This window comes from Verrucosispora sp. WMMD1129 (assembly GCF_029581255.1).
GTDB classification, from domain to species: Bacteria; Actinomycetota; Actinomycetes; order Mycobacteriales; family Micromonosporaceae; genus Micromonospora; species Micromonospora sediminimaris.
The window spans coordinates 2,682,392-2,705,578 of record NZ_CP120741.1; the positions used below are offsets into that span (position 1 = coordinate 2,682,392).

Consider the following 23,187-nt stretch of genomic DNA (forward strand, 5'->3'; position numbering starts at 1 on the left):
CCGGCAATTCTGTCAGCTGGCCCGGCGTACGTCATGACGGGCCGGCGGGTCGGGCCCGGTCGGCCGCCGGGACCACCTCGCGCCGCTGCTCGGGCAGGCGCGCGACGGTGACCGCCAGCCGGGCCACCCGTCGACCCTCCAGGGTCAACACCCGGAGCAGCCAGCCGCCGGCCGACGTCTGCGCCGACTCGGCGGGGACCGGTATCTCGTCACCCGGCGCCGGCAGCCGTCCCAGCGCGGCCATCACGAACCCGCCCACCGTCTCGTACGGGCCCGTCGGCAGGGCAACGCCCGTGCGTTCGGCGAAGTCGGCGAGATTGAGCCGACCGTCCACCACCGCCGGCAGCCCGGTGTACGCGGGCTCGGGGACGTCCGCGTACTCGTCATGGATCTCACCGACCAGTTCCTCGATCAGGTCCTCGCAGGTGACGATGCCGGCGGTGCCGCCATACTCGTCGACCACCACCGCCAGGTGATGCCCCTCCCGTCGCATCTCGGTCAACGCGGCGAGCACCCGTTTACTGGCCGGCAGCCGCTTGACCTCGCGAGCCAGTTGACCGACCGTGGTGCCCGGCGCCCGGTCCGGGCCGAGCAGCAGGTCTCGCAGATGCACCACACCGACCACGTCGTCGTGGGTGCCGTCGACCACCGGATAGCGGGTGTGCGGACCGGCCCGCACCAGCGGCTCCGCCTCGCCGATCGTCAGCGCCGCGGATAGGAACACCACCTCGGTGCGGGGCATCATCACCTCGCGTACCAGGCTCGCACCGGCCACCAGCACGTCGTCGATGATGCGCTGCTCCACCGGATCCAGGACCGTGTTGGCGGCGACCAGGTCCCGCAGTTCCGCCATACTGATCCGTTCCCGGCCGGCGGTAGGGCCGGCACCGAGCAGGTCGGTGACGAGCCGCAGGGCACCGTCGGCGGCCCGGACCACGACCCGGGCGACCGCTCTGGCCACAGGTCCCGGCTGACGGCGGTGCGGGTCGTGGCCACGCCGTCGGGGTATGCGCCGACGCGAGGCCCGCATGGGAGTGATGGTAGCCAGCCCCGGGCCGTAGGGTGACCACCAAGGCCGCGACCGTGTTGGCCAGGCGGGAGGAACGACGTGAAACTGCTCGTCACCGGCGGGGCCGGTTTCATCGGCAGCGTGGTGACCCGGATGCTGCTCGACGCCGGGCACGAGGTGGTCGTGTTGGACGACCTGCGCACCGGTCACCGGGCCGCGCTCGCCCCCGACGCCACCCACGTCGAGGCCGGCATCCACGACGCGGCCAGGGTGCTCACCCCGCAGGCCGGCTTCGACGGGGTCCTGCACTTCGCCGCGCTGATCGCCGCCGGCGAGTCGATGGTCGCCCCCGAGCGGTACTGGCACAACAACACCGTCGGCACCCTGGCGCTTATCGACGCGGTGCGGGCCGCCGGCGTGCCGCGGCTGGTGTTCTCGTCCACCGCCGCCGTCTACGGCAATCCCACCGAGCTGCCCATCCCGGAGACCGCCGTCAAAGCCCCCACCAACACGTACGGGGCGACGAAGCTCGCCGCCGACATGATGCTCACCGCCGAGGCGATCGGACACGGCCTGGCCGCCGTCTCGCTGCGCTACTTCAACGTCGCCGGTGCTCACCTCGACGGTGACGTGGTACTGGGCGAACGACACGACCCCGAGACCCACCTCATCCCGATCGCGCTGGAGGTGGCCGCCGACCGGCGGGACAAGCTGCAACTCTTCGGCGACGACTACCCCACCGTCGACGGCACCTGCGTCCGCGACTACATCCACGTCTCCGACCTGGCCCGGGCCCACCTGCTCGCCCTGGACGCGGCGACCGGCGGACAACACCGCATCTACAACCTCGGCAACGGCAACGGTTTCACCAACCGGCAGGTGGTCGAGGTCGTCCGCGAGGTCACCGGGCACCCGGTACCGGTCGAGGTGGCGCCCCGCCGTGAGGGCGACCCCGCCGAGCTGGTCGCCTCCTCCGCCCTGGCCCGCGCCGAACTGGGCTGGGAACCCCGCAAACCCACCCTGCACGACATGGTCACCGACGCCTGGGCCTTCTACCGCGCGCAGGTTCTGGACCGCCCGTGACCATCCACCCCGACGAGGTGGCCGACCGCGCCACCGCCTGCTTTCAGCACGCGTACGGCCAGGCGCCCGCCGGCCGCTGGGCGGCTCCCGGCCGGGTCAACCTGATCGGCGAGCACACCGACTACAACGACGGGTTCGTGCTGCCGTTCGCACTCCCGATGCGTACCGTCGTCGCGGCTTCGCCGCAGCCGACCGGCAGCTGGACGGTCTGCTCCGAGCTGACCGGCGAGACGGTCAGCTTCGGCACCGACGAGGTGACCCGCCCCGGCCGGGTGACCGGCTGGGCGGCGTACGTGGCCGGCGTGGTGTGGGCGCTGCGGGAGGCGGGGCACCCCGTGCCCAACGCCCGGCTGGCCATCGCCTCCGACGTGCCGCTCGGCGCCGGGCTCTCCTCCTCGGCCGCACTTGAGGCTGCTGTGCTCGCGGCGCTTGTCGACCTGGGCGGGTTGACGCTGCCGGCCGAACAGCAGCCCCGGCTGGCTCAGCGCGCCGAGAACCAGTACGTCGGCGCGCCCACCGGCATCATGGACCAGTCGGCGGTGATCCGCTGCCGGACCGGACACGCCCTCTTCCTCGACTGCCGCACCGAGCAGGTCGAACACATCCCGTTCGACCTCGACGGCGCCGACCTCGCGATCCTGGTGATCGACAGTCGAGCCCCGCACCGGCACGCCGACGGCGAGTACGCGGCCCGCCGCGCCAGCTGTGAGAAGGCAGCCGCGCTGCTCGACGTACCCGCCCTGCGTGACGTGCCGCCCGCCAACCTCGACGCCGCGCTCGCCCGGCTCCCCGACGACGAGACCCGCCGCCGGGTTCGCCATGTGGTCACCGAAAACCAGCGGGTACTCGACACCGTGGCGCTGCTGCGCGACGGGCAGGTCCGGCAGATCGGGCCGCTGCTCACCGCCTCGCACGCCTCCATGCGGGACGACTTCGCCATCACCGTCCCCGAGGTGGACGTCGCGGTCGAGGCCGCGCTGGCCGCCGGGGCGCTCGGCGCGCGGATGACCGGTGGTGGCTTCGGCGGCTGCGTGCTGGCCCTGGTCGAGGCCGACCAGTCCGACCGGGTTGCCGCCGCCATCACCGCCGCCTACGCCAACCGCGCCTTCGCCACCCCCACCGTCACCCCCGCCACCCCCGCCCCCGGCGCCACCCGCCTGCACTGACCCCCACTACGCGTTGATCAAGAAGTTTTGGTCGGGATCGCGCGCGATCCCGACCAAAACTTCTTGATCAACCAGGGTTCCCGGGGGCTCCGGGTAAGTGGGTCAGGGGGTTTCGACGATCATGCCGGCGCCGACGGTGCGGTTGGTGGCCTCGTCGATGATGATGAACCCGCCGGTGGTGCGGTTACGGCGGTACTCGTCGGCCAACAGCGGGATGGTGGTCCGCAGGCGGACCCGACCGATCTCGTTGAGCCGCAACTCGTTGGCCGACTCGTCGCGGTGCAGCGAGTTGATGTCGAGACGGTAGTGCAAGCCCCGCACGATGGCCCGCGCCGCACGGGTCGTGTGCTTGATCGAGTACTTGCCGCCGACCTGCAACGGGCGGGTCTCGTCCATCCAGCAGACCATCGCCTCGATGTCCTGCGCCACCGCCGGCGCGTTGTTCGGACGGCAGATCATGTCACCACGCGAGATGTCGATCTCGTTCTCCAGGCGTACCGTCACCGACATCGGCGGGAACGCCTCCGCGACCGGCCCGTCGGCGGTCTCCACCGCGGCGATCCGGCTGGTGAAGCCCGAGGGCAGCACCATCACCTCGTCACCCGGCTTCAGCACCCCGGAGGCCACCTGACCGGCGTAACCCCGGTAATCGGTGACCGTGGTCGACTGCGGGCGGATGACGTACTGCACCGGAAAGCGGACGTCGACCAGGTTGCGGTCGCTGGCAATGTGCACCCGCTCCAGGTGATGCAGCAATGCCGGGCCTTCGTACCAGGGCATGTTCTCCGAGCGGCTGACGATGTTGTCGCCCCGCAACGCGGAGATCGGCACCACCGTCAGATCCGGCACGTCCAGCTTCGCGGCGAACGCGGTGAACTCGTCGGCGATCCGCTCGAAGACCTCCTGCGAGTAGTCGACCAGATCCATCTTGTTGACGCAGAGCACCAGGTGCGGCACCCGCAACAGCGAGCAGAGGAAGGCATGCCGGCGGGACTGCTCGACCAGTCCCTTGCGGGCATCCACCAGGATCAGCGCCAGGTCGGCGGTGGAGGCCCCGGTGACCATGTTCCGGGTGTACTGGATGTGCCCGGGGGTGTCGGCGATGATGAACTTGCGCCGAGGCGTGGCGAAGTAGCGGTACGCCACGTCGATGGTGATGCCCTGCTCCCGCTCGGCCCGCAGGCCGTCGGTGAGCAACGCCAGGTTGGTGTACTCGTCACCGCGAGCCGCGCTGACCGCCTCGACCGCCGCCAACTGGTCGGTGAACAGCGACTTCGTGTCGTAGAGCAGCCGACCGATCAGGGTCGACTTGCCGTCGTCCACACTCCCGGCCGTGGCGAAACGCAACAGATCCATCGGCCGGCCCTCGGCAACGGGAGCGGCGTCCAGGGTCTCGGTGCTCATCAGAAGTAGCCCTCCCGCTTGCGGTCCTCCATCGCGGCCTCGCTGACCCGGTCGTCACCCCGGGTCGCGCCACGCTCGGTGATCCTGGTCGCGGCGACCTCCTCGATGACCTTCTCGACCGTGTCCGCGTCCGAGCGCACCGCCGCCGTGCAGGAGGCGTCGCCCACCGTGCGGTACCGCACCCGGGCCTTGAACCGCTCCTCACCGGCCCGCGCCGGCAGGAACTCGTTCACCGCGTAGAGCATCCCGTCACGCTCGACCACCTCACGCTCGTGCGCGTAGTAGATCGACGGCAACTCGATCCGCTCGCGGGCGATGTAGTGCCACACGTCCAACTCCGTCCAGTTGGACAGCGGGAACACCCGGATCGACTCGCCCGGATGATGCCGGCCGTTGTAGAGCGCCCACAGCTCCGGCCGCTGGTTCTTCGGATCCCACTGGCCGAACTCGTCCCGGAAGCTGAACATCCGCTCCTTCGCCCGGGCCTTCTCCTCATCCCGCCGGGCCCCGCCGAAGAGGGCGTTGAACCGGTGCTTCTCCACCGCCTCCAGCAACACCGGCGTCTGGATCCGGTTACGCGTCCCGTCCGCGGACTCCCGGACCAGACCACTGGCCAGGGCCTCCGGCACGCTGGCCACCACCAGTTGCAGGCCCAGCTCGGCCACCCGCCGATCGCGGTAGTCGAGCACCTCCGGGAAGTTGTGACCCGTGTCGACGTGCATCACCGGGAACGGAATGTGACCCGGCGCGAACGCCTTCTGCGCCAGCCGGAGCATGACGATCGAGTCCTTGCCACCGGAGAAGAGCAGCACCGGCCGCTCCAACTCGGCGACCACCTCGCGCATCACGAAGATGCTCTCCGCCTCCAGCGCGTCGAGATGGGTGACCTGGTACGCAGCGCTGGTCATGACACCGGCTCGATTCGCTCGGTCATCCGCTTTCCAGACCTTTCCGGTCGGGGATGTCAGGAAGTAGCGACAGGCTACCCGCAATGCCGATGCAACGCCGCAAGTAACCGGCTGGCGAGATCCTTACGGCACACCAACAGGTCCGGCAGGCGCGGATCCGCCTCGTTGTATTTCAGCGCAGAACCATCGATCCGGGAAGCGTGCAGTCCGGTGGCCGTCGCCACAGCGACCGGCGCCGCCGAATCCCACTCGTACTGCCCGCCGGCATGGATGTACGCATCCACCTCACCTGTCACAACCGCCGCGATCTTCGCCCCGGCCGAGCCCATCGGCACCAACTGCGCCCCGACCTCCTCCGCGAGATCGGTCAGGAACACCGGCGGCCGACTGCGGCTGGCCGCCAACCGCAACCGCCCCGCACCGCCCGCCGTCGCCGCCTCCGGCGTCATCGGTGGATAGGCCGGGGGCAGATCCGTACCCAGCACCCGATGCTGCGCCGGCAGCCCGACCGCACCGGCGACCAGACCATGCGAGGTGGTGGCGTTACGCGCCCAGAGCGCCACGTGCACCGCCCAGTCCGCGCGCCCCTCCTCGCTGAACTCCCGCGTACCGTCCAACGGGTCGATGATCCAGACCCGGTCGGCGGTCAGCCGCGAAACCGCGCCGGTGTTCACCTCGGCCGCCCACGCCAGCCGGGAACCCTCGTCCTCCTCGGAGAGCACCGCGTCACCCGGGCGCCACTTCGCCAATTCGGTACGGATCAGGTCATGCGAGACCTTGTCTCCCGCCGACTTCAACGCACCGGCATCGGCGAACCCCATCTCCGCCCGCAGGCCCAGCAGCGCCTGCCCGGCACGATCCGCCAGCCACCGCGCGAACGCCCCGTCGATCATCGGTGGACCGCTCATGCTTCCGCTCCCGTCGCCACGATCCGCGTACGCCGAGCGGCCGGCCCCCGCCCCGACCGCCGAACCCGCAGACTACCGGGCCACCGGCAGACCCGACCGCCGCAGTTCGCCCCCGAAACGTGTGTCGGAACCTCCGTGACGCCGAGGCCGACGTCGAGCGGGCGCCCCGGCACCTGCGCTAGACCCCGTGATAGAGGTTCTGAGTCGGCTCCACACCCCGGCTGACCACGGATTCCACCACGTCCGCGGCGCGGTCCACCAGAAAGTCCAACTCCTTGCGTTCCGCCGTGCCGAAATCCGACAGCACATAGTCCGCCGGATCCTGCCGCCCCGGCGGTCGACCGATCCCGAACCGCACCCGCACGTAATCCTTCGTGCCCAACGACTTCGACATCGACCGCAGGCCGTTGTGCCCGCCCTCACCACCGCCGCACTTGACCCGCACCTGGCCGTAGCCGATGTCCAGCTCGTCGTGCACCGCGATCACCCGACCCGGCGGCACCTTGTAGAACTGCGCCAGGCTGGCCACCGGCCCGCCGGACAGATTCATGTAGGTCAGCGGCTTGGCCAGCACCAGCTTCGGCCCGCCCAACCCCAGCCGCCCCTCCGCGACCTCCGCCACCGCCCGCCGATGCCGGCCGAACTTCCCAGCCAGCCGACCAGCCAGCAGGTCGGCGACCATGAACCCGACGTTGTGCCGGTTGCCCGCGTACTCCCGACCCGGGTTACCCAGGCCGACCACCAGCCACGGCCCGGTCTCGTCCGTCACCGCCCGCCCCTCCCGCTCGCACCGACGGCCAACCACCGCCCACGCCGCCGATCATCCGATACGCCGACAGGCGCCCCCGAAGAACCCGGGGACGCCTGCCGCAGAACTGAGAGGCTGTCAGGCCTCGGTACGAGCCTCGGCGCCCGCCTCGCCCTCGGCGGACGGTGCCTCGGCAGCGCCCTCGGTGACCTCGCCGACCTCGGCCTCGGCCTCCTCGGTGGCCTCCTCGACCTCGGGCAGCGTCGACTCCAGCTGCTCGGCGGTCGGCGCGGCGGTGATCGAAGCGATCAACATCTGCGGGTCACCGGCCAGCTCCACACCCGCCGGCAGCGTCACGTCAGCGGCGGTGACCTGGGAACCCGGCTCGGCGCCCTCGATCGAAGCCTCCAGGTGATCCGGCACCTTGGTCGCGTCGGCGCTCACCGAGAGGGTGTCGTGGTCGTGCACGATCAGCGTGTCGCGCGCGGCCTCACCCGTGAGCTGGACCGGGACATCCACGGTGACCTTCTCGCCGCGACGCACCAGCAGCAGGTCGACGTGCTCGAAGGTGTCCTTGATCGGGTCCCGCTGGATCGCCTTCGGCAGCGCCAGCGCCTGCGTGCCGTCGCTGATGTCCAGCGCGAGGAGCTGGTTGGCACCACCGTTACGAATGGCCGCCGCGAACTCGCGGGCCGGCAACGCGATGTGCTTGGGCTTCTCGCCATGGCCGTACAGCACGGCGGGCACCATGCCGGCCCGGCGGGTACGGCGGGCACCACCCTTGCCGAACTCGGTGCGGGGCTCGGCGCTGATCTTTACCTCGGACACGGGGAAACTCCTGATGCTTCGCTGCGGCAGCTTTGTCGTCTGGCGGTGCTGGGCGGGGGGCTCGCAGGGGCTCATGCGTCAGCAGACTGCCCGGAGCACCGCGTCGATCACGGTGCCTCCGTGCGGCGCTTCTCAGCAGCCCGCAGGGCACCCTCGCCGTGGCAACCGCACCAGTCTACCCGAGCGGTTTCCCAGGTTTCCGGCAGTCCCCGTACTCGCCCGGACACCCCGCCCAGCCGACTCAGTCGTGAATCGCGCTCAGCTCAGCCCACCGAAAAGCGTGGTCACCGAGCCGTCGTCGAAGACCTCGCGGATCGCCCGGGCCAGCAGCGGTGCGATCGACAGCACGGTGAGCTTGTCGAGCTGCTTCTCCGGCGGCAGCGGGAGCGTGTTGGTCACCACGACCTCGCTGATCGGGCTGTTCTTCAACCGCTCCGTCGCCGGGTCGGACAGCAACGCGTGGGTGGACGCCACGATCACGTCCGCCGCCCCCGACTCCTTCAGGATGTCCGCCGCCCGGCAGATCGTGCCGCCCGTGTCGATCATGTCGTCGACGATCAGGCAGACCCGATCCTCGACCTCACCGACCACCCGGTTCGCCACCACCTGGTTCGGCTTCATCGGGTCCCGGGTCTTGTGGATGAACGCCAGCGGGCAACCACCCAGCCGGTCCGTCCACCGCTCGGCCACCCGTACCCGGCCCGAGTCCGGCGCGACCACCGTCATCGGCCGGCCCGCGTACTTGCGCTCCACGTACTCGGCCAGGATGTCCATCGCGAAGAGGTGGTCCACCGGGCCGTCGAAGAAACCCTGGATCTGCGCGGTGTGCAGGTCCACGGTGAGGATGCGGTTCGCCCCGGCCGTCTTCAACAGGTCGGCGACCAGCCGCGCCGAGATCGGCTCCCGGCCGCGGTGCTTCTTGTCCTGGCGGGAGTACGGATAGAACGGCAGGACGACCGTGATCCGCTTGGCCGAACCACGCTTCAGCGCGTCCACCATGATCAAGGTCTCCATGACCCAGGTGTTCACCCCGTGCGTGACCGACTGCACCACGAAGGCGTCCGAACCACGTACCGAGTCCTTGAACCGTACGAAGATCTCGCCGTTGGCGAACTCGTACGCGTCGGCCGGCGTCGGCGCGACGCCGAGCACCTCACCGATCTCCTTGGCCAACTCCGGAAAACCACGTCCGGAGAAGAGCATCAGGCTTTTGCGGTTTTCGGCGACGATGCTGCCCATGGGCCCGTCTGCTCCCGTATTCGGTCGGCGGTACCCGGCCTGCGGTGGTGGTCGGCCGGGGACTATTCGGTTGCAGTATCTCCCGGCCCGGGCGTACCGCCCACCGACTCGGCGGTGCCGTGGATTGCCTCACCTTCGCTTGCGGAGGGCGTCGCGGCCGGAGCACCCTGCCCACCCCGAAGGGCACGCTCGGCCGCCTCGGCGGAAGCAGTGCCCGCGCGCTTGCGCGCCACCCAACCCTCGACGCTGCGCTGCGGTGCCCGGGTCAGCCCCAGCGCCCCCGGCGGCACGTCCTTGCTGATCGCGCTACCCGCCGCCACGTACGCCCCGGCACCCACCTCGACCGGTGCGATCAGGCTCGTGTCGCAGCCCACGAACGCCGCCTCGCCGACCACGGTGCGGTGCTTGTTCACCCCGTCGTAGTTCACGAAGATCGTCGCCGCGCCGATGTTCGCCCGCGCTCCGATCGTGGCGTCACCCACGTACGACAGGTGCGGCACCTTTGCGCCGGCGCCCAGCTCGGAGTTCTTCACCTCGACGAAGGTGCCGACCTTCGACCGCTCCGCCAGCCGTGCGTCCGGCCGCAGGTACGCGTACGGCCCGACGCTGGCGCCCGGTCCCACCTCGGCACCGACCGCGTGGCTGCGCAGCACCGTCGCGCCGGGCCCGACCACCGTGTCGATCAACGTCACGTCCGGCCCGACCACCGCGCCGCTACCGACCACCGAACCGCCACGTAGCTGGGTGTTCTGATCCACCACCGCGTCACGGTCCAGGGCCACCGTCACGTCGATCCAGGTGGTGTCGGGGTCGAGCAGACTGACGCCGGCCCGCATCCACCGCTCGTTGACCCGGTCACGCAGCAGCCGGCGCAGCGCCGCCAGCTCCACCCGGTCGTTGCAGCCGAGCGTCTCGGTGTGGTCGACCGCCAGGTGCACCCCCACCGGCTCGCCGGCGGAGACCAGCATCTTGAAGACGTCGGTGAGGTACTCCTCGCCCTGGTCGTTGTCGGTCGACAGCTTGCCGAGCACGTCCCGCAGCCGGGTTGCGTCGAACGCGTAGATCCCGGCGTTGATCTCCCGGACAGCCAGCTGCGCGGGAGTGGCGTCACGCTGCTCGACGATCTGCTCCAACCGGCCCGCCGCGTCCCGCACGATGCGTCCGAGCCCGGTCGGATCGGGCACCTCCGCCGCGAGCACGGTCGCCGCTGCGCCCTCGCTCTCGTGGGCCGCCACCAGCGCACCGACCGTCTCGGGTCGCAGCAACGGCACATCGCCGTTGAGCACCACCACCGTGCCGGTGACCTCCGGGGCGGCCTCCAGCGCGATCCGCACCGCGTGCCCGGTGCCGAGCTGTTCCGCCTGGTGCACCGCGGTGGCCTCGGGGGCGATCCCGGCGAGGTGGGCGCGGACCTGGTCGGCGCCGTGCCCGACCACCACCAGGGTGCGCGCCGCAGCCAGCGGATCGGCGGCGTTGAGCACGTGGCCCACCAGCGTCCGACCGAGCAGCGGATGCAGAACCTTGGGCAACGAGGACTTCATCCGCTTGCCCTCACCGGCGGCGAGTACGACGACGGTACGGGTGTGGGGCTCGGGCACGACGTGGCTCCCGTCGGAACGCGGACAGTCTCGCGGCCATGCTAACCAGACAATCCGGCCTGTTCGGCGGGGGCACGAGGATCGGCAGTTGAGGGTGCTTGCTGGGGTGCCTGGATTCGAACCAGGAGCTCAAGGCTCCAAAGGCCTGCGGGTTGCCGTTACCCCACACCCCATAGAAATGTCAAGCCGACAGGCCGCATCAAACCGCCGAAGTGTGCTCAGCCGCGGACCGGAACAGCTCGGCGATCATACCCTCTATTCGCCAGTAGAGCTCGCGGCTACGCGGCACATTGATCACCAGACAGCCCTTGTACTCGTCACCGGCGTTTCGCCGGACGGTGGAGGACCTGTGCTTCTTCAGGGTCGCCCGGCGAAAGCGCTCGCGTGGCACTCCGAGCTCGGCGGCCCACCACTCGGCCGCCACCTCCGGATCGGCAGTCTCGTGGATGCTCACCCGGTAGGTCGGCACGGTGCGGTCAACTCCGCAGACTTCAAGAAAACGCAGGAAGAGAGCGTGCAGGCCCGGATCGCTGTTGACGAACTGAAGATGGTCATCGCGACGCCACGGCTTCGACTTGGTGCCCTCGCACCAGTAGATCGCCGCACCGAGGATGAGCAGATCACGCTCGTCGAGTTGACCAACCAGCCGCCCGGCCACCGCACGCGCCTGCCGCTGGGCTTCGTCCCGCGCCCGACGGTGATCCGCCCACCGCGCCTCGGCCATCGCCTTCGAGTGGGCACGCCGGCGCTGGCGCTCCTCCTCGGGATCGCGTTCGAGCGGGAGGTGCCGGACCCAGAGGTAAGCCGTCGACCGGCTCACCCCGAGCTGCCGCGCGATCTCCGGCACGGGACGGCCCGACGAGCGCAGCGCCACCGCCTCCGCGCGCAGGTCGTCCTTTGCCCTGGGTCGTCGGACCCGGTCCGGCACGAGGGTGCCCCGCAGCAGCTCGTAGATCCGGTTACGGCCGAGGCCGGTGCGAGCCCGGATCTCCCGGACCGACAGCTGCTCCTCGGTACGCAATCGGCGCACTTCGGTGGCGTCGAAACCAGTCATGTGGTGCAGGTTAGGACGAGCGTACGACACACCAGGCATCCATTCGTGTCCCTGTCTGATGTGATCTACCGGGCCCTTAAGTTACGGTGACGTAGGCGTAGATTGCGAACCGATCGTCCCCTGCGAGGTGCCATGTCCGCCGCCGTTCTCGGCCCGCAGCCGACCAGCCCGAAGCCCCTCACCCAGGGCACCCAGTCACGCGGCATCCTGATCGCGCTGTGGTCCTTCGTGGTGATCCCGTTCGCGGCACTGATCGCCGCCGTGCCGGTGGCCTGGGGTGGCTGGCTCAGCTGGGTCGACGTGGGCATCGCGGCCTTCTGGTACGTGCTGTCCGGCCTGGGCATCACGGTCGGCTACCACCGCTACTTCACCCATGGCTCGTTCAAGGCGAAGCGGTGGCTGCGCATCGCCATGGCCGCCTCGGGCTCGCTCGCCGTGCAGGGCGAGATCATTCAGTGGGTGGCCGATCACCGACGTCACCACGCCTTCTCCGACCTGGAGGGGGATCCGCACTCGCCGTGGCGGTTCGGCACCACCATGCGGGGTCTGATCAAGGGATTGTTCCACGCGCACATGGGCTGGCTGTTCGGCCGGGAGCTGTCCAACCGGGAGCGTTTCGCCCCGGACCTGCTGGCCGACCGGGACATCCGGCGGATGGACCGGTTCTTCCCGGTGCTGGTGATCGTGTCGGTGCTCGGGCCGGCGTTGATGGGCGGGTTGTTGACGTGGTCCTGGCAGGGCGCGTTGAGTGCGCTGTTCTGGGCCGGTCTGGTCCGCATCTCGTTGCTGCACCACGTCACCTGGTCGATCAACTCGGTGTGTCACGTGTACGGGGAGCGGCCGTTCATGATGCGCCACGGCGACCGGGCCGCGAACTTCTGGCCCCTCGCGCTGCTCTCCTTCGGGGAGAGCTGGCACAACCTGCACCACGCCGATCCGACGAGCGCCCGGCACGGTGTCCTGCGGGGGCAGATCGACATCTCGGCCCGGGTGATCTGGCTGTTCGAGAAGTTCGGGGCGGCGTGGGACGTGCGCTGGCCGAAGCCGGAACGGATCGCGGCGAAGCTGGCCAAGCCGGCGGCCTGAGACGCTCGCTTGGCGTTTGTGGTGGGCGGCGATCGTGACGTTCCCGCCACCGCCCGGACGGTAACCGGGCGGCCAACCCGCAAGTTACCTGGCAGTATGTTCGGGTGACCGGGCGGAAAACAGGCAGCATCCCACGACAGGGCGTCACTGAGCGCCAGCGAGGTGACGAGATGGCCGAGACTTCCCACGTGGAGGGCGGCAAACGGCGGCGGTCGGTGCCCGCCGCAGCGGCCAAGCCGACGTCCCGGGTACGCATGTCCGCCGCTCAGCGTCGCGAGCAGTTGATCTCGATTGGTCGGCAGATCTTCGCCGAGCGTGGCTTCGACGCCACCTCCATCGAGGAGGTGGCGTCGCGTGCGAAGGTTTCCAAGCCGGTGGTCTACGAGCACTTCGGCGGCAAGGAGGGGCTCTACGCGGTGGTGGTGGACCGGGAGGTCCGGTCCCTGCTGGACCGGATCACCACGGCACTTACCGCAGGTCATCCGCGGGAGTTGCTGGAGCAGGCCGCGCTGGCCCTGCTCGGCTACATCGAGGAAGAGACCAGCGGGTTCCGGGTGCTGGTACGGGAGTCGCCGGTGCTCTCGGCGACCGGCAACTTCAGCAGCGTGATGAACGACGTGGCGCACCAGGTGGAGCACATTCTCGGCGCGGAGTTCTCCAGTCGCGGTTACGACCCGAAGCTGGCCGAGTTGTACGCGCAGGCGTTGGTGGGGATGGTCGCGTTGACCGGCCGATGGTGGCTGGAGGTGCGTAAGCCGCGCAAGGAGACGGTCGCCGCGCACCTGGTGAATCTTTCCTGGAACGGGCTGTCGCATCTGGAGGCCAAGCCGGGCCTGATCACCGCGTCCGGACGCTGACCGCCGGCTCACCTGTCAGCGGCGGTGGATCTCCGCGACGGGGTGGTTTCGGCGGTTCCGCTCGGCCTCGGCGTCCTCGTGCGGGCCGATCTTGTCGTAGAGGCCGGTGCCGAGCAGGATCAGCCCGAAGAGCATCGAGACGATCACCGTCGACATGGAGAAGTTCAGGAAGTTGGCGTCGGTCTGGAGCACCGACATCATCAGGATGCTGGTGACCAGGAAGACGGCTCCGGCGGTGAGATTCATGTAGTGACCGAGGTTGGTTCGCCGGGACGCGCCGATGATGAGCACGATCCCGAAGGCGATGGAGGCCAGTGAGAAGGCCAGGTTGGTGCGCAGGCCCAGAGCCCAGTTGCCGTTCCGACCGAACAGCGGGTCGCCCCAGGTGAGCGCGGTCCCCCAGACACCGAAGATCAGGATGTAGAGCCCGACCAGACCGGACAGCGCCCGGTAGAACGGCCGCGCCGGATGGTTGACCGGAAAGTGCGGCATCGGCTCCTCCACGCCAAGGGGGACAACAAGGACAATTGTCCCCCGATCGCGGAGCCCGCGTCCCCTGAACGCCAATCCAGCAGCAACCCGCCGCGAGGCTGGCCGAGGCGCAACCAGCCTCAAGACCCCCCGCCCCGGCCGGGCGCTCCGTACGGATGCCCAACCCCACAGGTTTTCGCCGGAGCCCGACCCGCGCAGGGATCAAGCCTGACCGCCCGGAGCGGGTCGGGCTCCGGCGAAAACCCACAGCCAAAACCGGGACAGGTCGGGCTCCGGCGAAGACCCCAACCGGAACCAAAAAGCGATACCTCAGAGCACGAGCCGAGCCTTCTGCCACGCCTCGTGCTCCTCGTCGCTACCGACCTTGCCGTACATGCCGGCCATCAGCAGCACCAGGCTGAGCACCATCTGGACGATCACCGTGGCGACGCTGAGGTTGAAGATGTTGGCCTCGGTCCGGATGAAGGCGAGGCCCGCCAGGCTCACCACCATGATCAGGTACGCCGACCACTGGTTGACCAGCACGTCGAGGTTGCGCCCGATCGCGGTGCCGGCCAGCACGATCGCGCCGACCACGATGTTGAACAGGGAGAAGCCGAGGTTCGTGCCCTGCCCCAGGATCTGGGTGTCGCCCTGGCTGAAGAAGGGCTCGCCGGTGCTGGTCAGGAGGCCGATCACACCGAAGGCCACCAGGTACAGACCGATCAGCCCGCCGATCGCCCGGTAGATCGGCCGCGCGGGGTGGTTGACGGGGGTGTGGGCCATGTCTGTGTCTCCAACGCCGTTGGGTGAGGGTCGACGGCGATTCTCCCGCATCCGGCCCTGTGACGCCGCACACGGGGTACCACGAACGCCACGTCGGAGCAGCGTCGGCGGCGGGTGGGACGGTCTAGCTCGCGGGGATCTCGTCGGCCAGAGCGAGCCAGGCCTGCTCGGCCTCCTCCCGCTCGCCGCGTATCTGGGTGAGCTGGGCGTCCAGCTCGGCCACCCGGGTGTAGTCGGTGGCGTTGGCGGCGAGCTGGTCCAGCAGGGCGGCCTCCTTCTGTTCCAACTTGCCGACCTGCCGTTCGAGACGGGCCAGTTCCTTGCGGGCCTGCCTGGCCTCGGCGGCACTCATTCCGCCGTCGACGGGTGCGGTGGCTGGTGCCGAAGCTGCCGGCGTACGCCCGAGCCCCGGCCGGTCGTTGGCGCGGGAGAGGTACTCGTCGACACCACCGGGCAGGTGCACCAGCCGGCCGTCGCCGAACATGCCGTACGCCGAGTCGGTGACCCGCTCGATGAGGTAGCGGTCGTGGCTGGCCACCACGATCGTGCCGGGCCAGGAGTCGAGCAGGTCCTCCAGCGCGGCCAGGGTGTCGGTGTCGAGGTCGTTCGTGGGTTCGTCGAACAGCAGCACGTTCGGTTCGCCGGCCAGCAGGCGCAGCATCTGGAGCCGACGCCGCTCGCCGCCGGAGAGGTCACCGACCGGAGTCCAGAGGCGCCGGTCGTCGAAGCCGAACACCTCGGCGAGCTGGGCAGCGGAGATCTCCCGATCGCCGAGGCGGACCCGCCGGGCGACCTCCTCGACTGCTTCGAGAACGCGCAGGTCGCTGGGGAGCTCGGCGAGTTCCTGGGAGAGGAACGCGGGCCGTACGGTGCTGCCGGTGGCCATTCGTCCGCTGTCGGGGCGGGTGACGCCGGCCAGCATCCGTAGCAGGGTGGTCTTGCCGGCGCCGTTGGCACCGAGGATGGCGACCCGGTCGCCGGGGCCGACCTGCCAGGTGACGTCGTCGAGGATGGTCTTGGGGCCGGCGTGCAGCCGGACGTTTTCCAGGTCGTAGACCTGCTTGCCGAGCCGGGCGGTGGCCAGTCGTTGCAGCGACATGGTGTCGCGCGGCGGCGGCACGTCGGCGATGAGGGCGTTGGCCGCGTCGATGCGGAACTTCGGCTTCGAGGTGCGGGCCGGGGGGCCACGACGCAGCCAGGCGATCTCCTTGCGGAGCAGGTTCTGCCGGCGGGCCTCGGTGGCGGCGGCGATTCGTTCCCGCTCGGCGCGGGCGAGGATCCAGGCGGCGTAGCCACCCTCGTAGGCCCGCACGGTCTGGTCGGCGACCTCCCACGTGGTGGTGCAGACGGCGTCGAGGAACCAGCGGTCGTGGGTGACCACGACCAGAGCGCCTTTGCGGCTGAGCAGGTGCCGGGCCAGCCAGTCGACGCCACTGACGTCGAGGTGGTTGGTGGGCTCGTCGAGGATGAGCAGGTCGGCGTCGCGGACCAGCAGGGCGGCGAGCGCCACCCGGCGGCGCTCACCACCGGACATCGGCCCGACCGGGGCGTCGAGACCCAGGTGCGGCATGCCGAGCCCGTCGAGGATGGCGCGTACGCCGGCGTCGCCGGCCCATTCGTGCTCCGCGCCCATGCTCTCGGCGAGCCACTCGGTGCCGAGGACGACGTCTCGGACGGTGGCCTCGGGGCTGAGTGTGAGGTTCTGTGGCAGCCAGGCGACGCGCAGGTCGCGGCGGTGGGTGACCCGGCCGTCATCGGGCTGCTCGGTACGGGTCAGCAGTCGTAGCAGGGTGGACTTGCCGGCGCCGTTGAGCCCGACGACGCCGATCCGGTCGGCGTCCTCCAGGCCGAGCGAGACCTCGGTGAGCAGCGGCCCGGCCGCGCCGTAGCCCTTGGACACCCGGTCCAGGTTGACGATGTTGGCCACGTACCCACCTTTCATGATCAAGGCGTCCCGGTGCCGGGGGCACCTGGGGACGCCTGTCGTTCCAGGGTACGCGGGCGGGTCGGCGGTGCTGCGGGTCGGCTATCCCGCGGCGGGCAGGCCGATCAGGTCGGCCATCTGCCGGGTCTGGTGGTCGAAGTACTCCTCCCGGGCCTCGATCACGCCGTTGAGCTGGCCGAAGAGTTCGAAGCTGACAGCTCCGAAGCAGTGGATCCAGGCGGTGGCACCTCGGGCCAGTAGCGCTTCGGGTAGGCCGGGGAAGAGCCGGTCGCGGACGGTGGCGAGGTCGGATCGGACGGGACCGGGCAGTTCTCCCGGGTCGGGACGGGCCAGCGCGCCGGTGGCGAGCCCGTCGGCGAGGATGCCGATCAGGACGGCCGGGGTCCGGGCCGCCGCGGTGGTGGTTTCCTGCGGGGCCGCGTACCCGGGCACCGGGCTGCCGAAGAGCAGGGCGTACTCGGCGGGGTTGGACAGCGCCCAGCGGCGGATCGCCTGGCAGACGGCGAGCCACCGGCCCCGCAGGTCGGCCCGGTCGGCCACCTCGGTGTCGGCGGCTTCGGCGGCGTCGCCGAGGGCGTGGTAGCCGTCGACGATCAGCGCGGTGAGCAGTTCGTCCCGGCTGGGGAAGTACCTGTAGATCGCCGAGGAGACCATTCCCATCTCCCGGGCGACTGCGCGCAGGGACAGGTTTGCCCCCTCCGCCGCGAGGTGTCGGCGGGCGATCGTCTTGATCTCGTTGATCATTTCGGCCCGGGCCCGGGCCCGGATGGCGGCGGCGGGCATGCCAGCGATTGTCGCACACATTCGAGAGCACTGCTCTTGACGGCGGGCACCCAAGTGAGTGAGCATTGGTCTCAACAGAGAGCGCCGCTCTCATTCAGGGGGATTGTCATGGCCGCACATCTGATCGTCGGTGCCGGGATGGTCGGTTCGACCACCGCGCGACAGCTGGCCGAGCGCGGTGAGCAGGTGGTGATCGTCAGCCGCTCCGGGCGTGGCCCGGCCCACCCTCGGGTCGAGCGGATCGCCGCCGACGCGAGCGACGCCGACCGGCTGGGTGAACTCGCCGAGGGTGTGACCGCCATCTACAACTGCCTCAACCCGGCTTATCACCGGTGGCTCACCGACTGGCCGCCGATGGCCGCCGCGCTGCTCACCGCCGCCGAACGCTCCGGCGCACCGCTGGTGATCGCCGGCTGCCTCTACGGCTACGGCGAGATCACCGGCCCGATGACCGAGGAGAACCCGCTCGCCGCCACCCACCCGAAGCTGAAGATGCGCGCCGACATCTGGCGTGCCGCCCTCGCCGCCCAGCGTGCCGGTCGGATCCGCGCCGTGACGGAGGTACGCGGCAGCGACTACCTCCAGGCGCAGTCGATCTTCAGCTTCTTCATCGGGAAGCCGCTGCTCGCCGGCCGTCGCACCTTCGTCCCGGCTCCGCTCGACGTGCCGCACACCTGGACGTCGGTAAACGACATGGCGGCGATGCTGGTCACCGCCGCAACCGACGAGCGGGCCTGGAACCGGCCCTGGCATGTGCCGAGCGCGTCACCGCTGACGGTTCGGGAACTCGCCACCCGCTTCACCGAGGTGGCCGGCGTGCCCGCTCCGAAGCTCACCACAATTCCCGGCGCACTCTTCCGCGCCGGTGGGGTGCTCTCCCCGATGCTTCGTGAGTTCCAGACCACGGCGTACCAGTTCGCCCGACCGTTCGTCATGGACTCCACCGCCGCCACCGCCACCTTCGGTCTTCGTCCGCAGCCGCTGGACGAGGCGCTACGCGAGACGGCCGCGCTGCTCGGCGGCGTCCCGGGCAGCGGGCACCGGCGGACGCAACCGAGCACCACCTGACCCGCCCCCGGGTCGGCGGGTGCCGTCAGGTGATCCGGGCGCCGTGTACCGGGCCGTGGGCGACGCGCGCCTGCCGGCACACGCCAGCCGCCGCCAACTCGGCGGCGACGCGTTCCGCGTCGGCGGCGTCGGCGGCGAGGAACACGCAGGTGGGCCCCGAGCCGGAGACGATGCCGGCCAGCGCCCCGGCGGCCTCGCCGGCCTTCAGGGTGTTCGCCAGCGACGGCCGCATGGCCAGGGCGGCGTCCTGGAGGTCGTTGCCGAGGGTCGGGGCGAGCGCCCGGGGGTCGCGCTGCCGCAGCGCGGCGAGCAGCCCGTCGGTGCTGCCCAGGGGCGGGCCGGCGGTGCCGGTCTCGCGGAGCCGGTCGAGTTCCCGGTACGCCTGTGGGGTGGACAGGCCGCCGTCGGCGATGGCGACCACCCAGTGCCAGGAGGTGGGCCGGGCCAGCACCGGACTCACCGCCTCGCCCCGGCCGGTGCCCAACGCGGTGCCGCCGTGGATCAGGAAGGGCACGTCCGAGCCGAGGTCGGCGGCGATGCTCGCCAACTCGTCACGGGCCAGGCCGGTGCCCCACAGCGCGTCGCAGGCGACCAGGGCGGCCGCCGCGTCGGCGCTGCCGCCAGCGAGCCCACCGGCCAGCGGGATCTGCTTGCGCAGGTGCAGCCGGGCGTGCGGCATCACCCCGGCGTACCCGGCGAGGGCGTGCGCCGCCCGGATGATCAGGTTGGAGTCGTCGAGGGCGAGTTCCCCGGTGCCCTCGCCCTCCATGGTGAGGGTCAACGTGTCGCCGCGCCGCGCGGTCAGCTCGTCGTAGATCGAGATCGCGTGGTACACGGTGTTCAGCTCGTGGTAGCCGTCCCGGCGCAGCGGACCGACCCCCAGGTGCAGGTTGACTTTGGCGGGCACCCGTACCCGGACCGGACCGGTCGCCCCGCGCGGCTCGTCGTCGTCCGGTCGCCAGGCCTCGGTCACGGGGTGATGTCCCGGACGGGCAGCCGCACGTCGAACGGCTTGGTCACGATCAGCTCCTCGGGCACGGGCTCAGCCTACTGGGCCGCCGGCGTACGGCTCGGGGCCGACGCGGCCACGGCGGCGAACTGCTCGACGGTGAGTGACTCGCCGCGTGCGCCGGGGTCGACGCCGGCGGCGGTGAGCACGGCGGCGGCCCGGTCGGCACCGCCGGCCCAGCCGGCCAAGGCCGCGCGCAGGGTCTTGCGCCGCTGCGCGAAAGCGGCGTCCACCACCGCGAAGACCTGGTCGCGGGCTACATCGGCGCGGGGCGGCTCGCGGCGGGTGAAGGCGACCAGACCGGAGTCGACGTTTGGCACCGGCCAGAACACGTTCGGCGGCACCTTCCCGGCGGCCCGGGCGTGGGCGTACCAGGCCAGCTTGACCGACGGTATGCCGTACACCTTGGAGCCGGGACCGGCGACGAGCCGGTCGGCAACCTCCTTCTGCACCATCACCAGTCCGTGCCGGAGGCTGGGCAACGCGGCGAGCAGGTGCAGCACCACTGGTACGGCGACGTTGTAGGGCAGGTTCGCCACCAGCGCGGTGGGCGCCGGGTCGGCCAGGTCGGCGGCGGTGATCCGCAGGGCGTCCGCGTGGTGCACGGTGAGTCGGTCGGCGGCCGGGCCGGCATGCCGGGCGGCGGTGCCGGTGAGCGCGGCGGCCAGCGTGGCGTCGATCTCGACGGCGTGCACGTGGGTGGCGGCGGGCAGCAGGGCGAGGGTGAGCGAACCCAGTCCGGGGCCCACCTCCAACGCCACGTCATCGGGAGCGAGACCGGCGGTGGCGACGATCCGGCGGACCGTGTTGGGGTCGTGCACGAAGTTCTGGCCGAGCTTCTTGGTGGGCGCGACGCCGAGCCGGGCGGCGAGGTCCCGGATCTCCGCCGGGCCGAGCAGGTCTGCGGCCATAACCCGACAGCGTACGGGTCAGCCGCCGACGCCGGCCGGGTGCCAGGGACCGAAGGCCCGTTCCCCGGTGGCCGAGATGGCGGCGCAGAGTTCGTCGAGGTCGGCGCCGGTGGCGGCGGCCAGCGCCCGGACGGTCAGCGGAATCAGGTAGGAGGCGTTGGGCCGACCTCGGTGCGGGACGGGAGTGAGGTACGGCGCGTCGGTCTCCACCAGGATCTGATCCAGCGGGGTCAGCGCGGCGGCCTCCCGCAGCGCCCCGGCGCTGGCGAAGGTGACCGTACCGGCGAAGCTGAGCAGGTAGCCCCGGCGGACGCACTCGGCGGCGAACTCGGCGTCGCCGGAGAAGCAGTGCATCACCACCGTGTCCGGTGCGCCCTCGTCGTCGAGGATGCGCAGCACGTCGGCGTGCGCGTCCCGATCGTGAATCACAAGCGTCCGGCCGTACCGCTTGGCGATGGCGATGTGCGCCCGGAAGCTCTCCTCCTGCGCGGCGCGGCCCTCGTCGCCGGTGCGGTAGCGGTCCATTCCGGTCTCACCGACACCACGGACCCGCTCCTGACCGGCCAGTGCCTCGATCTCGCGCAGAGCGCCGTCGAGGTCGGCCAGCCGGGGCGCCTCGTTGGGGTGCAGCGCGACCGTGGCCAGCACCGCCGGGTAGCTGCCGGCCACCTCGGCGCCCCAGCGGGAGGAGGCGACGTCCACACCGACCTGCACCAGCCGGTCCACCCCCACGGCGGCGGCGACGTCGATGGCGGCGGCGACCGGGTCGGCGGGATCGCCGCCACCGGGTACCCCGGCCTCGCTGACGGTGATGTCGAGGTGGGTGTGGCTGTCCAGCACCGGTCGGGGCAGCGGCTCGGGTACGGGTGGGAACTCTCCGGCGCGGCGGGCCGCACGCTGGCTACGGGACTCGGTCGATTCGCTCATCTCCTCGACAGGATCACACACCTGACGAGTCCATCCGGAGGCCACCCGGAGTTCACCTCGGCTACGCCCCGCGCACCTACCGTCGCGACGTGGACGCGCGAAGCGAGCTTTTCCGGGCCGGAGGTGCGGTGCCGGAGCGGACCGGTCTGCGGGTGGCGTTCGGCGGCGCGGTGTACCCGGCGGAGGAGATCGCCCGGGGCGCGGCGTACGAGTTGTTCAGCGCCGACGAGGTGGCCGGTTTCGAGTGGGCGCCCCGGGTGAACTCGGCGCTGCCGTGGCGACGGTTCGTGCACGTCACCGAGGTCGGCACCGTGTACGGGGCGACCGAACAGGCCGAGGACCCGGAGACTCCCCTGCTGGTGCCGCTGCACCGCGAGCGGGGCTGGGCGGAGGTGCACCGGCTCGCCCAGCAGCCGGCCGCCGCGGACGATCCGCTGATCACGGCGGTACGCGCCTCGGCCGGCGTACGGCGTGGCACCCGGATGATGAAGATCCTCTCCGCTCGGCAGCTCGCCGGATACGTACGCGGCTGGCTGCCGCACGGTTTCTGCTACCGGGAACACGACGTGGCGCACCTGCGCACCCCGATGACGACGAGTGTGCTGCGTACCGACGGCGAGGACAGCCGGGACGGTGCGGACGTGACGTACGCGTTGCGCTGGCGTGCGGCCGACCCGGGCGACTACGACGTGCCGGCGGGCGCGGCGTACCGCGGGCTGACGGCGTTGGGCGCCCGGGACCGGTTGGGCCCGGCGGTGCTGGGTACCGGCTTCACGCCGAGCAGTCACCACCTGCTCCCCGAGTTCGTCACCCGGGACTTCGCCGACCTGCCGATGCCCGCGAACGCCACCCTGCTGGCCTACCCGGCGGAGGGCCTGGAGGTGGTGCTCTACGCCTACCAGGCGGAGCAGCGGGGCTGGCTGCGGATGGTCGGGCCGCAGTGGCGACACCTGCTCGCCGCGGTGCCGGGTCTGTCCCCGGATCAGGAGTACGTGCCGACCGGGGAGGCGCCACGGTCGACCCGCCTGGTGGGCACGTACGCGGGCGGGGAGTACGAGGCGGTCGCCGACCTGCCCGGTGATTTCCGGGTGCTGGCGCTGACCCGGGCCGCCCGGTACCCGGTCGACGGGGTGAGCCGACGGTTGCGCCTGGCCGCCTGGCGCGGGGTGCCGTGTCTGGTGCTGCGGGAGGAGGCGGGCTGGCTGCGGTTGCGGTTGCGACGCCCGGATCCGGACGCGGTCGCCGTGACCGGCGCACAGTGTCACGAACGGGGCGTCTACGAGACGTGGGCCCCGGGCGGTGAGGTCACCGACGACCAGGTGGTGGACCACCCGTATCTCCTCTGACCTGGTCCTGTCGGGCGGGGTGGCGCAGGAATATCGGATGCCCGCCGGGGAAG

22 protein-coding genes and 1 tRNA gene are annotated in these 23,187 nt (G+C 70.9%); 6 read left to right on the forward strand and 17 right to left on the reverse strand.

What is annotated here, in order from left to right:
* Positions 1-31: 31 nt before the first annotated feature.
* On the reverse strand, positions 32-1,030 hold the full coding sequence (locus O7624_RS12225; RefSeq protein WP_282240080.1) for a hemolysin family protein: 999 nt from the start codon (positions 1,028-1,030) through the stop codon (positions 32-34).
* Between the two features lie 78 nt (positions 1,031-1,108).
* Here O7624_RS12225 and galE point away from each other — a divergent pair, with 78 nt between their 5' ends.
* Together galE and galK are read left to right on the forward strand one after the other, a co-directional pair.
* Positions 1,109-2,092: a UDP-glucose 4-epimerase GalE gene (gene galE, locus O7624_RS12230; protein ID WP_282240081.1), complete on the forward strand. Its 984-nt coding sequence runs from the start codon at positions 1,109-1,111 to the stop codon at positions 2,090-2,092.
* Complete coding sequence (galK, locus tag O7624_RS12235; RefSeq protein WP_282240082.1) at positions 2,089-3,258, forward strand: galactokinase; 1,170 nt, start codon at positions 2,089-2,091, stop codon at positions 3,256-3,258. The genes galE and galK overlap by 4 nt, the downstream gene beginning before the upstream one ends.
* A gap of 102 nt (positions 3,259-3,360) precedes the next feature.
* Here the strand turns inward: galK and cysN are convergent, their stop codons facing one another.
* From cysN to O7624_RS12280, 9 genes are all read right to left on the reverse strand, one after another.
* Positions 3,361-4,662: a sulfate adenylyltransferase subunit CysN gene (gene cysN / locus O7624_RS12240; RefSeq protein ID WP_282240083.1), complete on the reverse strand. Its 1,302-nt coding sequence runs from the start codon at positions 4,660-4,662 to the stop codon at positions 3,361-3,363.
* Positions 4,662-5,570, reverse strand: coding sequence for a sulfate adenylyltransferase subunit CysD (cysD, locus tag O7624_RS12245; RefSeq protein ID WP_093408204.1), 909 nt, complete (start codon positions 5,568-5,570; stop codon positions 4,662-4,664). The genes cysN and cysD overlap by 1 nt, the downstream gene beginning before the upstream one ends.
* Before the next feature lie 74 nt (positions 5,571-5,644).
* Positions 5,645-6,478 (reverse strand): inositol monophosphatase family protein, encoded by an 834-nt coding sequence (locus O7624_RS12250; protein WP_093408207.1) that lies wholly within the window; start codon positions 6,476-6,478, stop codon positions 5,645-5,647.
* A gap of 178 nt (positions 6,479-6,656) precedes the next feature.
* The gene (gene pth / locus O7624_RS12255) at positions 6,657-7,247 is read right to left on the reverse strand and encodes an aminoacyl-tRNA hydrolase (protein WP_093408210.1); all 591 of its coding nucleotides are present in this window, start codon (positions 7,245-7,247) and stop codon (positions 6,657-6,659) included.
* Between the two features lie 117 nt (positions 7,248-7,364).
* The gene (locus O7624_RS12260; RefSeq protein WP_282240084.1) at positions 7,365-8,054 is read right to left on the reverse strand and encodes a 50S ribosomal protein L25/general stress protein Ctc; all 690 of its coding nucleotides are present in this window, start codon (positions 8,052-8,054) and stop codon (positions 7,365-7,367) included.
* Positions 8,055-8,312: 258 nt separating this feature from the next.
* On the reverse strand, positions 8,313-9,293 hold the full coding sequence (locus tag O7624_RS12265; protein WP_093408215.1) for a ribose-phosphate diphosphokinase: 981 nt from the start codon (positions 9,291-9,293) through the stop codon (positions 8,313-8,315).
* Positions 9,294-9,355: 62 nt separating this feature from the next.
* Positions 9,356-10,891, reverse strand: coding sequence for a bifunctional UDP-N-acetylglucosamine diphosphorylase/glucosamine-1-phosphate N-acetyltransferase GlmU (gene glmU / locus O7624_RS12270; RefSeq protein ID WP_093408217.1), 1,536 nt, complete (start codon positions 10,889-10,891; stop codon positions 9,356-9,358).
* 101 nt (positions 10,892-10,992) lie between these two features.
* Positions 10,993-11,064: transfer RNA gene (locus O7624_RS12275), tRNA-Gln, on the reverse strand.
* Positions 11,065-11,090: 26 nt separating this feature from the next.
* On the reverse strand, positions 11,091-11,945 hold the full coding sequence (locus O7624_RS12280; RefSeq protein WP_282240085.1) for a helix-turn-helix domain-containing protein: 855 nt from the start codon (positions 11,943-11,945) through the stop codon (positions 11,091-11,093).
* Positions 11,946-12,077: 132 nt separating this feature from the next.
* Between O7624_RS12280 and O7624_RS12285 the strand changes: the two genes are divergently transcribed.
* Together O7624_RS12285 and O7624_RS12290 are read left to right on the forward strand one after the other, a co-directional pair.
* Positions 12,078-13,031 (forward strand): acyl-CoA desaturase, encoded by a 954-nt coding sequence (locus O7624_RS12285; RefSeq protein WP_282240086.1) that lies wholly within the window; start codon positions 12,078-12,080, stop codon positions 13,029-13,031.
* Positions 13,032-13,201: 170 nt separating this feature from the next.
* The gene (locus tag O7624_RS12290) at positions 13,202-13,888 is read left to right on the forward strand and encodes a TetR/AcrR family transcriptional regulator (protein WP_282240087.1); all 687 of its coding nucleotides are present in this window, start codon (positions 13,202-13,204) and stop codon (positions 13,886-13,888) included.
* A gap of 15 nt (positions 13,889-13,903) precedes the next feature.
* Here O7624_RS12290 and O7624_RS12295 read toward each other — a convergent pair whose 3' ends face one another.
* The 4 genes from O7624_RS12295 to O7624_RS12310 form a co-directional block, all read right to left on the reverse strand.
* Positions 13,904-14,380, reverse strand: coding sequence for a DUF4383 domain-containing protein (locus O7624_RS12295; protein ID WP_093408571.1), 477 nt, complete (start codon positions 14,378-14,380; stop codon positions 13,904-13,906).
* Positions 14,381-14,689: 309 nt separating this feature from the next.
* Positions 14,690-15,145, reverse strand: a complete 456-nt coding sequence (locus O7624_RS12300) for a DUF4383 domain-containing protein (protein WP_093408227.1) — start codon at positions 15,143-15,145, stop codon at positions 14,690-14,692.
* A 124-nt stretch (positions 15,146-15,269) separates the two neighbouring features.
* Positions 15,270-17,072, reverse strand: a complete 1,803-nt coding sequence (locus O7624_RS12305; RefSeq protein WP_282240088.1) for an ABC-F family ATP-binding cassette domain-containing protein — start codon at positions 17,070-17,072, stop codon at positions 15,270-15,272.
* A 99-nt stretch (positions 17,073-17,171) separates the two neighbouring features.
* Positions 17,172-17,873, reverse strand: coding sequence for a TetR/AcrR family transcriptional regulator (locus O7624_RS12310; protein ID WP_282240089.1), 702 nt, complete (start codon positions 17,871-17,873; stop codon positions 17,172-17,174).
* A 108-nt stretch (positions 17,874-17,981) separates the two neighbouring features.
* Here O7624_RS12310 and O7624_RS12315 point away from each other — a divergent pair, with 108 nt between their 5' ends.
* Positions 17,982-18,941 (forward strand): NAD-dependent epimerase/dehydratase family protein, encoded by a 960-nt coding sequence (locus O7624_RS12315; protein ID WP_282240090.1) that lies wholly within the window; start codon positions 17,982-17,984, stop codon positions 18,939-18,941.
* A gap of 25 nt (positions 18,942-18,966) precedes the next feature.
* Here the strand turns inward: O7624_RS12315 and O7624_RS12320 are convergent, their stop codons facing one another.
* The 3 genes from O7624_RS12320 to O7624_RS12330 all read right to left on the reverse strand — a co-directional run bounded on the left by O7624_RS12320 (position 18,967) and on the right by O7624_RS12330 (position 21,788).
* Positions 18,967-19,914 (reverse strand): 4-(cytidine 5'-diphospho)-2-C-methyl-D-erythritol kinase, encoded by a 948-nt coding sequence (locus O7624_RS12320; protein WP_282240091.1) that lies wholly within the window; start codon positions 19,912-19,914, stop codon positions 18,967-18,969.
* Positions 19,915-19,988: 74 nt separating this feature from the next.
* Positions 19,989-20,861 carry a 16S rRNA (adenine(1518)-N(6)/adenine(1519)-N(6))-dimethyltransferase RsmA gene (rsmA, locus tag O7624_RS12325; RefSeq protein ID WP_282240092.1) on the reverse strand — a complete coding sequence of 291 codons (873 nt, stop codon included), beginning with the start codon at positions 20,859-20,861 and terminating at the stop codon, positions 19,989-19,991.
* 18 nt (positions 20,862-20,879) lie between these two features.
* A complete protein-coding gene (locus O7624_RS12330) occupies positions 20,880-21,788 on the reverse strand; it encodes a TatD family hydrolase (protein WP_210937700.1) in 909 nt (302 codons plus the stop codon).
* An 89-nt stretch (positions 21,789-21,877) separates the two neighbouring features.
* On the opposite strand from O7624_RS12330, the gene O7624_RS12335 reads away from it, so the two are divergent.
* Positions 21,878-23,134 (forward strand): hypothetical protein, encoded by a 1,257-nt coding sequence (locus O7624_RS12335; protein WP_093408249.1) that lies wholly within the window; start codon positions 21,878-21,880, stop codon positions 23,132-23,134.
* The last annotated feature ends 53 nt before the right edge of the window (positions 23,135-23,187 follow it).